The organism is Paenibacillus sp. FSL R7-0163, from assembly GCF_037969975.1.
Classification (GTDB): domain Bacteria; phylum Bacillota; class Bacilli; order Paenibacillales; family Paenibacillaceae; genus Paenibacillus_AQ; species Paenibacillus_AQ odorifer.
In genome coordinates, this window is record NZ_CP150224.1 from 2,261,580 (window position 1) to 2,275,614 (window position 14,035).

The following is a 14,035-nucleotide window of genomic DNA, read 5'->3' on the forward strand; positions in this document are numbered from 1 at the left end:
GTACATTTAAAGATACGAATAAGTAAAACTACAGCTTCGGAAAAGGATGGGGCAATTATGAGCGACAATGGGGAATTAACCTATAACGCCAAAAAATATCGTACACCGGATGGTGTTCCGGCCGACATTGTAATGTTTACACTGACCAAACGCGAACGGAAGACGGTCACTAAGACGCTGCCTTTACGTGAATTGAAGGTAATGTTAATTAGACGGAAAAAATGGCCATGTGCAGGCATGTGGGCTCTACCAGGCGGATTCTGTCAGGAAGATGAGTCTATTTATGATGCTGCAACTCGTGAGCTGAAAGAAGAGACCGGTGTCGATGGAGGTCACTTAGAATATCTTGGAGTTTATAGTACACCTGGCCGCGACCCTCGGGGATGGATAATCAGCCATGCCTTTTTCGCCTTAGTAGAAGAGTGGATGCTGGAACAAAGACAAGCTTCCGACGATGCGGGTGAAGTGGGTTTATTTACGTTGCAGGAAGCGTTAGAAGAACTGGAGCTCGCTTTTGACCACCATGAAATCATCAAGGATGCATACGTACGTATCCAACAGCAAATGCTGCAGACAACGATAGCAAGACAGTTTTTGCCTAGGCATTTTACGCTAAGTGAGCTTTATCAGGTGATTCAGACAGTAGTGCCGGAATTTAAAGAGCCAAATTTTATTCGTAAAATCACGTCAACACGCAGCCGTCAGGGTATATTAAAAGAAGTGAGAGATGAAGAGGGCAATGCACTCAGCTCCAATCAATACTCACAACGCCCGGCTCAGCTGTATATGTTTACAGATCACGAGCCATTGTTGTCCATTTATACGTAGTGTCTTAAATCAGGGGAGGGACGATTCTCATGAGAGCACTAATAGTAATTGACTTTACCAATGATTTTGTCAATGGGAATTTACCGGTTGGGCAGCCTGCAATCGACATCGAGCCAAGAATCAGCCAATTAACATCTGAGTTTGTCCAAAATGGCGATTATGTTGTAATGGCTGTAGATTTACATGAAGACAATGATCCTTATCATCCTGAGAGTAAACTGTTTCCACCTCACAATGTACGAGGGACTGAGGGGCGGGAGCTTTATGGAAGTCTGAAAACTGTTTATGAAGCTGACCAGGATTCCATCTATTGGATGGACAAAACTCGATATAGCGCTTTTAGTGGAACCGATCTAGAGATCAAGCTGCGGGAACGTGGCATTACTGACCTTCATTTGATTGGTGTATGTACAGATATATGTGTTTTGCACACTGCGGTGGATGCATATAACAAAGGTTTTACTATTACTGTGCACGAAGATGCGGTCGCCAGCTTCAACGCGGATGGACATAAATGGGCACTAAATCATTTCCGGGGAAGTTTAGGAGCAGACGTTGTTAAGGCATAATACTATAAAAAACATACACATACAGCAACGTGGATATTAGGAGATGAGGACTTGAAGAGAGAACTTGCGCTACATACAGATAAATATCAGATCAATATGATGTATGCTCACTGGGTGAATGGAAGCCATAAGCGAAAAGCTGTATTTGAAGCTTATTTCCGCAAGTTACCTTTCGGAAACGGCTATGCCGTGTTCGCAGGATTAGAGCGTATCGTTGGGTACATCGGCGGTTTGCGTTTCACCGAAGATGATATCCGTTACTTGTCGGAGCAAGAAGAAAATTACGCTCCCGCTTTTTTGGAAGAATTGCTGCAATTTCATTTTCAGGGCAATGTTTATTCGATGAAAGAAGGGGCGTTGATTTTTCCGGATGAGCCACTAATCCGTGTGGAAGGGACGATCATGGAAGCGCAGCTGGTGGAGACCGCCATTCTGAACTTCATGAACTACCAGACGCTGATCGCTACGAAGGCTTCCCGAATTAAGCAGGTGGCTCCGAATGATATTCTGCTGGAGTTTGGTACCCGACGGGCACAAGAAGCGGATGCGGCGGTCTGGGGCGCTAGAGCGGCTTATATCGGCGGCTTTGATGCAACCTCTAACATGCTGGCAGGTAAAATGTTTGGCATCCCTACCAAAGGTACACATGCGCATTCTTGGGTTCAGAGCTTCAGCAGCGAGCAGGAAGCTTTTGATGCTTATGCCAAGGTGATGCCGGATGAAGTTACACTATTAGTTGATACCTTCGATACGTTGCGCAGTGGTGTGCCGAATGCGATTAGAACCGCCAAAAAGCTTGAAGCTCAAGGTAAAAAGATGATCGGTATCCGCTTAGACAGCGGTGACTTAGCCTATCTATCCCGGCAGGCGCGGAACATGCTGGATGAAGCTGGGCTCGATTATGTGAAGATTGTGGCATCCAATGATTTGGATGAGAATACAATCATGGATCTGAAGCTGCAAGGTGCAGCCATCGACACGTGGGGCGTAGGCACCCAATTGATTACGGCTTCGGATCAACCCTCTTTGGGTGGGGTCTATAAGCTAGTAGAAATTGAGTCCGCAACGGGAGAAATGGTACCGACGATCAAGATTTCTTCTAACCCTGAAAAAGTATCCACGCCAGGCAGCAAGGACGTATTCCGGATTATCGGGAAAAATGGCAAAGCGCTAGCAGATTATATCTGCTTCCCGGAAGAGGAAGCTCCGCGCAACGGCGGTCGGGTGAAGCTGTTTAATCCGCTGCATCCATACATGCACAAGTATGTGGAGCGCTATGAAGCGCTGCCTATGCTTGAGCCGATCTATGTGAACGGCTTCCAGGTCTATACTTTGCCGGATCTGAATGAAGTTCGCCGTTACCATCGGGAGCAGAAGGATCTGTTCTGGCCGGAATATCTGCGTAAGCTCAATCCTGAGGTGTACCGGGTGAATCTGAGTGAGAAGGTCTGGACCAACAAGCAACAATTGATCGCGGAGCATATTCAGCCGGAGATCGAGTAGATTTTGTAGTTTCGATGGAAAGAAGCATGGGAGGATTAGATTCCCGTGCTTTTTTGCGTTTGGGTGAAGCCGATGTTTGGGTGAAGCTTGCGTTTGTTAACTTCGAACGCCGCGAGTTTATTTTCTGAGAGTATATTAAGCCAGCTTGTCTGCGTATATCTGATTTGGATTTCGTTGCATTTTGTGCAGCAGAACACTAGTTAAAGTATATCGACAAATTACCATAAACCCAAAAGAATAAGTAATTCCCGCAGAATGGGGCGCATCCGGTGCGAGTAGGCGAATCAACGGTATAAATCCCGCAGAATGAGGCGCATCCGTTGCGAGTAGGCGAATCAACGGTATAAATCCCGTAGAATGAGGCGAATCCGGTGTGAGGAGGTAAATCAACGGTATAAATCCCGCAGAATGGGGCGAATCCGGTGCGAGTGGGCGAATCAACGGTATATCTCCCGCAGAATGAGGCGAACCCGGTGCGAGTGAGCAAATCTACGGTATAAATCCCGTAGAATGAGCCGAATCCGTGTGAGTAGGCAAATCAACGGTATAAATCCCGCAGAATGTGGCGAATCCGGTACGAGTGGGCAAATCTACGGTATAAATCCCGTAGAATGAGCCGAATCCGTTGCGAGTAGGCGAATCAACGGTATATATACCGCAGAATGTGGCGAATCCGGTGCGAGTAGGCGAATCAACGGTATAAATCCCGTAGAATGAGCCGAATCCGTTGCGAGTAGGTAAATCAACGGTATAAATCCCGTAGAATGAGGCGCATCCGGTGTGAGGAGGTAAATCAACGGTATAAATCCCGTAGAATGAGGCGCATCCGGTGTGAGGAGGTAAATCAACGGTATATATACCGCAGAACGGGACGAATCCGGTGCGAGTAGGCAAATCAACGGTCCCATAAGAAAAGGTGTATCCCCGTTCTACGCTATCGCGTGGAACAATGGATACACCTTCTTACATGTCAATGCGAGCAATTTAGTTTAGTTCTTCTTCCGGAATTTCGCGAATGACCAGATGGTAAGCATCAGCAGGAAGCCCAGACATGTGCCTATGCTGATCCGGTTCTGAGTGTCGAAAAGGAAGGAAATCGTAATAACCGACAAACAGATAAGTGTCAAAATCGTTATATAAGGAAAGCCCCAGACTTTAAAGCTTGGCTCTTTAGGATAGGTTTTCCGCAGCTTCAGCTGTGATAGACAGATGCTGATCCATACCAAGCTTACTACGAAGCCGGGAACAGCCATCAGCAGCCGGAAAAGTCCATCCTGTGCGAAGTACGCTAACATAGAACCAACAAAAAGAACTATAGCGCAAAGTTTAAGACTGTTGATCGGCACACCTTTTGCTGAGGTCTTTGCTAAGCTACGTGGAGCTTCACCCTGTGAAGCCAAAGAGTGCAACATCCGTGTGGCGCCATAGATACCGGAGTTAGCAGCAGAGAGCACAGCTGTAATCAGTATGAAGTTCATAACATGGTCAGCACCCTTAAGTCCTGTAGCTGCTAAAACCTGCACAAAGGGGCTGGTATGCTCGTTAAGCTGATTCCAAGGAATTAACCCACAGATGATCAGAATTGGAATCGTATAGAACAGAATAACGCGCAAAATGAAGCTTTTGACAACTCTAGGCAACACTTTTTCTGCATCTTGAGTTTCTGTTAAAGTTAGTCCAATCAGCTCAGATCCGCCATATGAGAACATGACGACCAGAAGGGCAGAGAAGATAGGTGTCCAGCCTTGTGGGAATAATCCGCCATAATCCGTAAAATTACTTAAATAGGGTGTCCCTTCAGACATAGGCAATAGCCCAAACAATAATGCAGCTCCCAGAATAATAAAGATGATAATCATAGCTATTTTGATTCCTGCTAACCAAAACTCCGTCTCTCCATAACCGCTTACACTCATCATATTGATGCCAATAATTAAAGCACCACTTGCTAGACTCAGTAGCCATAACGGAACATCCGGTAACCAGTATTGCAAGAAGCTTCCTGCCGCCAGCACTTCGATCACGCAGACAGTCAACCACATGAAGCAATAGAGCCAACCCACGATAAAGGAAAGCCGTTCTCCAAAAGCTTCGCGAATGAATTCCTTCATATTTTTGTTCGGGTATACCGTGGCCATTTCGGCAATTGCACCCATAACGACTAGTAGCAGCAAGCCTGCCAATACATAGGAGAGAACAACCCCTGGTCCAGCAATGCTTATCGTCTCAGAGCTTCCTTTAAAAATCCCCGTACCGATTACGCCGCCCATCGCCATAAAGCTGATATGCCGTGGAAGCAATTTTTTCTGTAATGATGCTTCGTTTGACTTCACATTTAATGCCTCCTAAGTAGGTTCAAAAAATTACACCAAGAATCAGTTTATCCTGAAATGGACTAGTTGAAAAGTATAAATGATACACATTTGTAGAAATAGAGGTGATTTTTCATCGGTGTGTGATATTTATCATGAACAATGTGATGAATTTAACATCTTAATTTTTAATTTTATTGCTAAATGAAAGTAGATAAATAAGCTTAGGCAACACTTGGAAAATGCAAGATTTGTCACTTCGCGTCTTGCGAAATCAAGTTACAATCGTTGAAAAAGTCAAAAGGATATTATACTAGATGACATTCTGAAAGGGGCTATGTCGGTGGTACAGTTACCAAAAGTGAACGAGCTCGGATTTTTTGAGATTCGTCTGGAGTCAATTGGAGGGTTGGGTGCGAACCTGGCTGGTAAAATGCTTGCGGAAGCAGGTGTTGTCGGTGCTGGAATGAATGGGGTCAGCTTTTCGTCATATGGTTCGGAGAAGAAGGGATCAGCGGTAAAAGCGCATATCCGGTTTTGTGATTTGAACACACCTATTCGTGACACGTCTCCGGTTGAGCGTCCGCATGTTGTTGGGGTATTTCACGAAGCACTAGCAAAGACAGTTAACGTAATTAGCGGAATTTATGAACATAGCACAGTATTGGTAAACTCAGCAAAATCGCCGGAGGAATTGAAATCCTCCCTGAATATGATGGCAGGAACTATTGCAGTAGTTGATGCTACAACTATCGCCTTAAATGAGAAAAACCGCGTTAATATGGCGATGCTGGGCGCGTTGTTCCGGATGTGTGATTTCTTGGACCCTGAAATTATGAAAGGCGTTATAGAGAAATCACTAGGCAAAAAGTATCCACAGGCAGTACAGTCAGCGCTGACTACTTTCGACCGTGGATTTAATGAAGTTAAGTTTATGCATTTTCCACTGCCTGCGGGCGTGACAATGCCTGAATTCGTGCGGTCTGATATTTCCGCATTGGGTTATGAAACACAGCCTATCGGCGGTACCATTACGAATCCTGGGAGCAGCTTTTTAAAGAACTTGAGCATTTCTCGCTCCGGTTTGCTGCCTCATTTTAAGCAGGAGGATTGTATTCATTGTGCGCAGTGCGATACGGTGTGTCCTGATCTGTGTTTTGTTTGGGATGAGCAGCCTGATAAGAAGGGGCGTCCACAAATGTTCCTGCAAGGTATTGATTACCAATACTGTAAAGGCTGTTTAAAATGTGTAGAAGCTTGTCCTACAACTGCCTTGTCTGGCGAACGTGAGGAAGAAGGCTACGCAGAGAGTCATACGGTCCGGCATATTTTTGATCTCGTTACTGAGGCCTAATTAACGGAGGAAAGGTGGAATACACGTGGCAATAGATTATGAAAAAGAAGTAGGCTCTGCTAAAGTAGAGCAGAAATTCCTATATGAATCCGGCAATGAAATGGCAGCTTATGCTGCTCATCAGATTAATTATCATGTAATGGGGTATTTTCCGATTTCTCCATCGACAGAAGTAGCGCAATTTCTTGATACGATGAAAGCGAACGGACAGCATGATATTATGCTGATTCCGTCAGATGGCGAGCATAGCTCTGCTGGAATCTGTTATGGCGCTTCAACGGCTGGCGGACGTGTATTTAATGCTACCAGTGCCCAAGGTTATATGTTCATGCTTGAGCAATTGCCTGTACAAGCTGGTACGCGTATGCCTATGGTTATGAATCTAATCTGCCGTTCGATCTCTGGACCGCTGAATATTCACGGGGATCATTCTGATTTGTATTTTGCCCTGAATACAGGTTGGCCAATTTTAATGTGCCGGGATCCACAATCTGTTTATGATATGAATCTAATGGCATTGAAGCTTGCTGAACATGCTAAAGTTCGTCTTCCGGTAATGGTGGCCTCAGATGGATATTTCACTTCCCACCAGAAGCGCCGCGTACAGGCCTTTACTCATCGGGAGGATGTTCATAAATTTGTTGGAGCACAACCTCCAACAGGTTTCACCGATACTTTAGACCGCAATAATCCGGTAACCGTTGGCCCTTATATGAACGAACCTGACTATATTAACAACCGTTATCAACAGTCCGTAGCTATGTACAATGCGGGTGAAGTTTTTGAAGAAATCGCGAAGGAATTTGCTGAGTTAACCGGACGTTATTATCCAATGATCGAGGAATATCGGATGGAAGATGCTGAAGTAGCCGTATTCTTGATGAATTCTGCCTCTGAGATTATTAAGGATGTTGTAGATCAGCTTCGTTTGCAAGGAATCAAAGCCGGTGCAATCTCGCCGAATATGATCCGTCCTTTCCCACAGAAGCAAATTGCTGAAGCGCTGAAAAACGTTAAAGCAATCACCGTTGGTGACCGCGCAGATTCTGTTGGCGGACACGGTGGTAACATGGTCAATGAAATTAAGGCAGCCCTGTTCACATATGGCAACACTACGACTAAAGTAATAAGCCGTATTTACGGTTTGGGTGGTAAGGACTTCTACGCAGAAGATGGTCATGCATTTTTCCAATTAGCAATTGATGCTGTTGCTGCAGATCGAGTAGACATACCATTTGATTATTACGGCCACAATCCGGGTACACCAGATAAAGCTCCACAACGTCTTCTGAAGCCAATGGACTTTGACTCACTGAAGACAGGCTTGATCACTGTGAAACAGGATGAAGCAACGGGCAAATTAAGCGTACGGATTCCGCCGCTACGTAGCTTGACGAAGAAACCTAAACGGCTCTCCCCAGGGCATGGTGCGTGTCCGGGTTGTGGGATTTTCTCAGGACTAGAGACTTTCTTCAAAGGGATTGAAGGGGATATCGTCGCACTTTATCATACAGGCTGTGCCATGGTAACGACTACGGGGTACCCGTATTCCTCCCATAAATCAACATTTATCCATAATCTTTTCCAAAATGGAGCGGCTACCTTGTCCGGTGTCGTAGAGATGTTCTGGGAACGCAAACGTCGCGGTGAGCTGGATGGACTAGGGCTTAAAGAGGACTTTACGTTTGTTATGGTAACCGGAGATGGCGGCATGGACATCGGGATGGGACCGGCAATTGGAGCTGCACTGCGTGGTCACAAAATGATTATTGTAGAGTACGATAACGAGGGTTACATGAATACTGGAGCACAGCAGTCCTATTCGACACCACTGGGTCACCGTACTTCAACCTCCAGTATCGGCAAGCAGCAGCAAGGTAAAGTGACTCAGCATAAAGATACAGCACAAATTATGGCGGCTACTAACATTCCTTATGTCTTCACGGGTTCGGAGGCTTATCCGCAGGATCTGGTGAAAAAAGCGGCAAAAGCACAGTGGTACGCACAAAACGAAGGTTTGGTGTATGGTAAAATCCTGATCGCATGTCCGCTAAACTGGATGTCTGATGATAAGGAAGGCACTAACATCGTTTCATTAGCTGTTGAGTCTTGCTTCTTCCCGTTATATGAAGTAGAGCATGGTTCTACGAATATCACATATAATCCCGAAGACAAGGGCAAACGTGTCGAGCTCTCAGCATGGCTGAAGACAATGGGTAAAACTCGTCACTTGTTGAAACCTGAGAATGAGCCAGCTTTGCACAGCTTCGAAGAAGAAGTTGAGCGCCGTTGGAATCGTCTCAAGGCAAAACACGAACATCCTGACTTATAAGATGTGTTTATCTCCAGCATATAAAATATGAAAAAACCCGGCAGATTTGTCTGCCGGGTTTTTTGTGGTTAGGGAGCATTTGCGCGTAAGAAACAGTTTTCGGACACCACTGACCTTAAACACAGTCTTCTTTCCCATTTGGAATTCTAACGGACTGCATAGCAGTTATCTGCCCTAAAAACTCCCAATATGAACCCTTTTTGAAGGAATAGTGTCACTGGAGTCCGCGAAACTTCTGAAAAAGCTAAGAACCGGCAAATAACGTCATTTAGGTCCTATGTGTTAAAGACTTGGTCATTTACAATTAGAATAAAGTCCAATTCCCTTTTACTCTTGCATGTTGTTCTGCCCTAACCAGAAGATAGCGGGTACAAATGACAAGACAAGAACTACCTACGATTAAAGCGCCGAGAGCCCACCACCAGCTAATCCCGATATTATCGTATAACGCCCCGCGCACGAGAACCAGACTATATGTGAGTGGAAACAGAAGGGATAGGCCCGTTGCCCATGCTGGGAATACCGCTGGTGGAATACGAACCCCACCAAACAGCTCCATTGGTGCTTGAAAGATGTAATAGAGTAGCCCTGAATCCCTTGAGAATAGAGATATCGCACACAGCAAAGCTCCCCATATAACCGCTGATATCATGATAAGTACTAATACAGGCAATAAGGCGCCCCAGTTAACAGTCGTTGCATCCGCAAGAAAAATGAAAGTCAGGATGGAGAAACAAGCGAACATCCATATTCCGTGAAATAGTGAATATATGGAACGTCCATACAGGAAGGCCATTTTTGACGCTGGGGTTAGGAACACTACCTCAAGTGTGCCCCCTTTGCGTTCTTGTTCGAATAACCATGCGGCTTGCACAACCGTCCAGTATAACTGAAAGACGAGATATCCGCTCAGCAGAAAAAGGGGAATCCGTCCATCTGGTATTACTTTTGAGAGTGCTGATCCTGCTCCTGTTCTAAAGGGCTGCATAGTAAAGTAGGTGGTTAAAAAGGTGAGCGCCGGCCAGAGTAGAAGTGAAAAAAACACTGCGCGTCCCTTAACTCTATTTCGATGCTGCTTAGTGATCTCCGCGCTAAGGGTAAACCATAAGCTATGTAAGTTCATGATACCCTTCCTTCCGAAAGGAGGATAATCGCATCCTCCAAATTAGGTTTTTCGGATGCGAAGCTTTTAATGCTAAGTCCATGCTCCGTAGTCCATGGCAGCAGCTCTGTAATGATCCTATCAGCCGAAGGTGTCTTTACAGAAATGCGCTGCAGTCCATCATTTCGAAGTTCAAGTTTTTCTGTTGCGCAGACACCCATTAATTCCGCAGGCTGAGTATATGTTCGTAGATGCTCTAGTAGCTTGGGACGAAGTGATTCATGCCAGCCTGTAACCTCTAAATGAGCAGTTTGCGAGCCTGCAACCTGATGGACAATCCGCTCAGGTTTGTCACAGAGCAGAAGCTCGCCTCGATTCAGTACATAAACCCGGTCACAGAGTTCTTCGACCTCCTGCAAATAATGGCTGGTCAGAAGGATACCCTTTCCACTGTCCAGTGCAAGCTTTCTTATCGTACCGCGAAGCTGCCTGGCAATGGGGGCATCAAGGCCAAGTGTGGGCTCATCTAGAAATAAGTATTGTGGATCGTTGATAAGTCCGCGGGCGATTTGCAGCCGTTGCTTCATCCCTTTAGAATATTGCTCAACGGGTTGGTCAGCAGCTTGGGTCAAACCTACTTCCTCCAGAAGACGTTCTGCTTCTCTAGCGATTTGAGGGCTGTTCATTCCATAGAGTTTACCGAAGTATTGAAGATTCTCTCTACCAGTGAGTCGCCAGTACAACATTCGTTCTCCTCCGGCGATCATATTTACTTTTTGCTGAATGGCCTGTCGATTCTTGTGCAGTGACATTCCATCGACTTCAATACTGCCTGAGGTTGGCTCTAGGAGAGTAGAGAGCATACGTATTGTAGTGGTTTTTCCAGCGCCATTTAGACCGAGAAGACCTACGATTTCCCCCGCAGCGATATCTAAAGATAGTGATTTCACTGCAGTCACTGATCTTTTTTCCGAACGGAACCAGCCCAGTCTATGTTTGCTTTCGTAAATTTTAGTAACTTCATGCATGTTTATCAATGGTTTTCACCCTCCAAGGTTTTAGAAACGTTCGAACAACCCGCGCTCTATGCGCCGATTTGTCCATTGACCAACCGTTATGTATACAACACTAAGTAGTATGATAGGCAATGCATCAATTAATCGTATTGATTCTCCAGTTAGCAGCGTGCCTCGTAGCAGTTGTAGCGCATAGGTCAATGGGAAAATCTCACCTATAGCCTGCAAGTAGTCAGGCAAGTATTGCCTTGGAAACTGAAATCCACATAGTAGAGCAGTTATCGTAAATAGAGTATTTTGAACAATGAAGGTGTCCCTTGTATAAAGCATAATGCTTCCTAGCACCAGCGCCATCGCATAACATGATAGTAAAAACAGCAAAATTCCCACGAGGAGAGATATAAAGTGAACAGAGGGGAACCGAAGTCCTGCCAAAAGGCCAAAGAAGAGAACCACCAGCAATTCCGCCCCGCTTCGATACAACTGCTGGACTGCGTTTCCTAGAAAATAACCGCTCCGGCTTGAAGGGGAGAGCAACAGTGCCTCAAGTGTACCTTCTCTCCATTCGGTAATAAGTGCCCTGGATACATTCATCATCATACTGACGGAAAATATACTGAGCATACCTCCAATAATTACATAGGTCAGATAGTCATCACTGCCACTATAGATAGCGAATTTTGAATCTATATCCCCATTGATTAGATACACATAAGAAAAATAAGAGATGATGACTAGATAAACTCCATCAATAATGTGCCCGAATGTAAAGGTCCAGGGAAAGGCTCTAAGATTAGATTTTTGGTTTCTTTTTAGGGTTGCGATAGCGATATGCCACAACTGTACTCACACCTTTCATTAACCTTATTGTTCAAGGTACTGCCTCTGCAGAACGAGAAGATTATCAAAGACTTCTTTGTTCACTGAATAAAATAAATAATTCCCTTTTCGCTGTGATTGGGTAAATCCTGCTTCACTTAGTTGTTTTAGCTGTTTAGAGACCGCAGCTTCAGAAATACCCAATATTGGCGCAAGCTGCTTGGTACAATGTGGACTTTTCCACAGTAGTTTCAGAATTCGCATCCGCGTATCATCACTTAAAGCTTTGAGTTGGCGCAACAGGTCACTCGGCGGTCCTTCACTAAAGGCAAGACCGGGAACATCCACCGTGAGTGGTAAAAATAAAGTATCTTCGTACCAGCCAACAAGCAGATGCGGAAATATGAATGTAGAGGGAAAAACGTACACTTGTCCAAACTGTTCATAAGAAAAGTAATACGTTACTGCCTTTTGAACTGTTAGAGTCCCGTTCTCTGCGAGGAGGCGTGGGTGGAGCGTATTTAGTGCCTTTTCCGGGGAACGACTGGCTAAGTCTTGAAACTGAGCGGCTGAGATGTTCATAAATGGTTCAATATAGTCCCATTCCTGCCCGAAATAATCATGTTCGTATGTAATTAATGTTGAGATTAACAGCTTGCGAACACTAGCCAGATTGTTTATCAGGTACTTCACGTTTCCACTCAACTTCATCAGCGAACGCTTGCTTTCAGATTCATTCAGCCATTCGACTAGGGTACTTAGTGCAATTTCTTGATTCATAAATAGATACACTAGCTCTGCATCCGGAAGTTTTTTGAGTAGGGTGATTCCTTGATTGCAAGAAATAGGGACACCCATACGGTCCGGTAAATCTAGCAGAGCGATCCAACGGTCTGACAACTGCCCAAGTGTGTGGATGTTCTCCTGTAGAGCAAGAGGCATCCTTTTCTTGAGCTCCAGAGCCCATTGTAATCTTGTTGGATGGTGTTCTGGTTGATGGAAGACATGCAGACTGCATAATAACTCATGAAAAGGACTGACGACCGTTTTGATCTTTCGATTTAAAGTTTGGAGTGAGCTCATCTCTTTCCTCTCCGATTAACTGTTTGGTTAATCAAAAACCACTTTCGCGTAAAGTGTTCAAAATTATAGGGGGATTGGTCAGGATTGTCAAATCTTTTATGCAGAAAAAAGCGAGAGCACATCCCCATGCGATGGACATGGATGATGTTTCTCTCACTTATAGGATTCTTTTGATAGAGTTATGAAGTAGAGTTATCTTCTGCCTCTAGGCATCATGGAGTTATCGCACATGATATCTTTAACAGAATAGGTGTAGCAATGACGAGGAACTGGGACACAGTGATGGCGTCTAACGATTTCTACCGGGTGAATAACATTCACAACTTGAGGGTGGTAGTAATCTTGATAAACCACCTTAGGTGGGTCAGTGACAGTTTGGGCCGGGCATTTTGGACATCCTTCTGACATTTCCTTCAGCTCCTTTGTGTGTGAACTTACCGTATTATACGCACAGAACAAAGGCATGCTTGGTTATTTGTCTAGTTTATAAAAAAAATGGGTGGGATTATTGTTTGTATATCTCTCGCATTACATGACGAAGCTCCGGGATAATGAGCCGTTCCATAGCCAATTTAACGGCTCCAGTGGAGCCAGGCATAGAAAAAACAGCTGTGTTGCCAATCGTACCTGCAATTGCCCGGCTAAGGATTGCCGCCGAACCAATGTCCTCTGTGTAGCTTAACATTCGAAAAATCTCACCGAAGCCCGGTAGCGTTTTATCAAGCAAGGATGAAACTGCTTCGTAGGTGGTATCACGGGGAGAGATTCCTGTTCCACCTGTCAGCAACACGGCCTCAACTTCAGTGTGATCAGCGTTTTTATAGAGTAGTTCACGAATGTCCTGATAGTTGTCTTTGATAATGGTATGACCAATAACTTCATACCCGGCAGCCTCGAGCATGGATTTGATTAATGCTCCACCGGTATCTGTTTCAGTAGTTCTGGTGTCTGAGACGGTAATGATGTAGCAGGAAACGGATTGTGGTGCTTCCTTCCGATGTTCTTCAACGGATGACAATGAGATCAGCTCCTAAATTAGAGATGTTCTCATGATAGGGTATGGGGAAGGCAAAGACAAGTTTTGTTATCAATCGCTATTCTTTTGAGGTTATAGGTG

Annotated in this window: 13 protein-coding genes; 5 read left to right on the top strand and 8 right to left on the bottom strand. The window is 45.0% G+C overall.

The annotated features are described in order from the left end of the window. Positions 1 to 57: 57 nt before the first annotated feature. From NST45_RS09975 to NST45_RS09985, 3 genes are read left to right on the top strand one after another with little or no spacing between them, the layout of a single operon-like run. Positions 58 to 828, top strand: a complete 771-nt coding sequence (locus tag NST45_RS09975; protein WP_036688055.1) for an NUDIX domain-containing protein — start codon at positions 58 to 60, stop codon at positions 826 to 828. A gap of 29 nt (positions 829 to 857) precedes the next feature. Beyond that, positions 858 to 1,397 (top strand): isochorismatase family cysteine hydrolase, encoded by a 540-nt coding sequence (locus NST45_RS09980; RefSeq protein WP_076100056.1) that lies wholly within the window; start codon positions 858 to 860, stop codon positions 1,395 to 1,397. Positions 1,398 to 1,448: 51 nt separating this feature from the next. Beyond that, positions 1,449 to 2,900, top strand: coding sequence for a nicotinate phosphoribosyltransferase (locus tag NST45_RS09985; protein ID WP_036688051.1), 1,452 nt, complete (start codon positions 1,449 to 1,451; stop codon positions 2,898 to 2,900). Positions 2,901 to 3,035: 135 nt separating this feature from the next. On the opposite strand, the gene NST45_RS09990 is transcribed toward NST45_RS09985, so the two are convergent. The 3 genes from NST45_RS09990 to NST45_RS10000 form a co-directional block, all read right to left on the bottom strand. Continuing rightward, positions 3,036 to 3,341 (bottom strand): hypothetical protein, encoded by a 306-nt coding sequence (locus tag NST45_RS09990; RefSeq protein WP_141118595.1) that lies wholly within the window; start codon positions 3,339 to 3,341, stop codon positions 3,036 to 3,038. Positions 3,342 to 3,389: 48 nt separating this feature from the next. Then, positions 3,390 to 3,794: a hypothetical protein gene (locus NST45_RS09995; RefSeq protein WP_141118594.1), complete on the bottom strand. Its 405-nt coding sequence runs from the start codon at positions 3,792 to 3,794 to the stop codon at positions 3,390 to 3,392. A gap of 95 nt (positions 3,795 to 3,889) precedes the next feature. After that, complete coding sequence (locus NST45_RS10000) at positions 3,890 to 5,233, bottom strand: amino acid permease (RefSeq protein ID WP_036688050.1); 1,344 nt, start codon at positions 5,231 to 5,233, stop codon at positions 3,890 to 3,892. 322 nt (positions 5,234 to 5,555) lie between these two features. On the opposite strand from NST45_RS10000, the gene NST45_RS10005 reads away from it, so the two are divergent. Together NST45_RS10005 and NST45_RS10010 are read left to right on the top strand one after the other, a co-directional pair. Further along, the gene (locus NST45_RS10005; RefSeq protein ID WP_076142131.1) at positions 5,556 to 6,566 is read left to right on the top strand and encodes a 2-oxoacid:acceptor oxidoreductase family protein; all 1,011 of its coding nucleotides are present in this window, start codon (positions 5,556 to 5,558) and stop codon (positions 6,564 to 6,566) included. A gap of 25 nt (positions 6,567 to 6,591) precedes the next feature. Next, a complete protein-coding gene (locus NST45_RS10010; RefSeq protein ID WP_076103970.1) occupies positions 6,592 to 8,898 on the top strand; it encodes a thiamine pyrophosphate-dependent enzyme in 2,307 nt (768 codons plus the stop codon). A 304-nt stretch (positions 8,899 to 9,202) separates the two neighbouring features. On the opposite strand, the gene NST45_RS10015 is transcribed toward NST45_RS10010, so the two are convergent. From NST45_RS10015 to NST45_RS10035, 5 genes are all read right to left on the bottom strand, one after another. Next, positions 9,203 to 10,021: an ABC transporter permease gene (locus NST45_RS10015; protein WP_076103969.1), complete on the bottom strand. Its 819-nt coding sequence runs from the start codon at positions 10,019 to 10,021 to the stop codon at positions 9,203 to 9,205. Further along, positions 10,018 to 11,028 (bottom strand): ABC transporter ATP-binding protein, encoded by a 1,011-nt coding sequence (locus NST45_RS10020; RefSeq protein WP_038574550.1) that lies wholly within the window; start codon positions 11,026 to 11,028, stop codon positions 10,018 to 10,020. The genes NST45_RS10015 and NST45_RS10020 overlap by 4 nt, the downstream gene beginning before the upstream one ends. A gap of 30 nt (positions 11,029 to 11,058) precedes the next feature. Beyond that, positions 11,059 to 11,856, bottom strand: coding sequence for an ABC transporter permease (locus tag NST45_RS10025; RefSeq protein WP_076142130.1), 798 nt, complete (start codon positions 11,854 to 11,856; stop codon positions 11,059 to 11,061). Between the two features lie 24 nt (positions 11,857 to 11,880). Then, positions 11,881 to 12,918: a metalloregulator ArsR/SmtB family transcription factor gene (locus NST45_RS10030; protein ID WP_076142129.1), complete on the bottom strand. Its 1,038-nt coding sequence runs from the start codon at positions 12,916 to 12,918 to the stop codon at positions 11,881 to 11,883. A 505-nt stretch (positions 12,919 to 13,423) separates the two neighbouring features. Further along, positions 13,424 to 13,942, bottom strand: a complete 519-nt coding sequence (locus NST45_RS10035; protein ID WP_036688034.1) for a molybdenum cofactor biosynthesis protein B — start codon at positions 13,940 to 13,942, stop codon at positions 13,424 to 13,426. Between the last annotated feature and the right edge of the window lie 93 nt (positions 13,943 to 14,035).

What these genes read in the sequence shown, in the direction of transcription:
- NST45_RS09980 (WP_076100056.1), top strand. Translation starts at nt 858, where the DNA reads ATGAGAGCACTAATAGTAATTGACTTTACCAATGATTTTGTCAATGGG.
- NST45_RS10030 (WP_076142129.1), bottom strand. Translation starts at nt 12,918, where the DNA reads ATGAGCTCACTCCAAACTTTAAATCGAAAGATCAAAACGGTCGTCAGT.
- NST45_RS09975 (WP_036688055.1), top strand. Translation starts at nt 58, where the DNA reads ATGAGCGACAATGGGGAATTAACCTATAACGCCAAAAAATATCGTACA.
- NST45_RS10015 (WP_076103969.1), bottom strand. Translation starts at nt 10,021, where the DNA reads ATGAACTTACATAGCTTATGGTTTACCCTTAGCGCGGAGATCACTAAG.
- NST45_RS10020 (WP_038574550.1), bottom strand. Translation starts at nt 11,028, where the DNA reads ATGCATGAAGTTACTAAAATTTACGAAAGCAAACATAGACTGGGCTGG.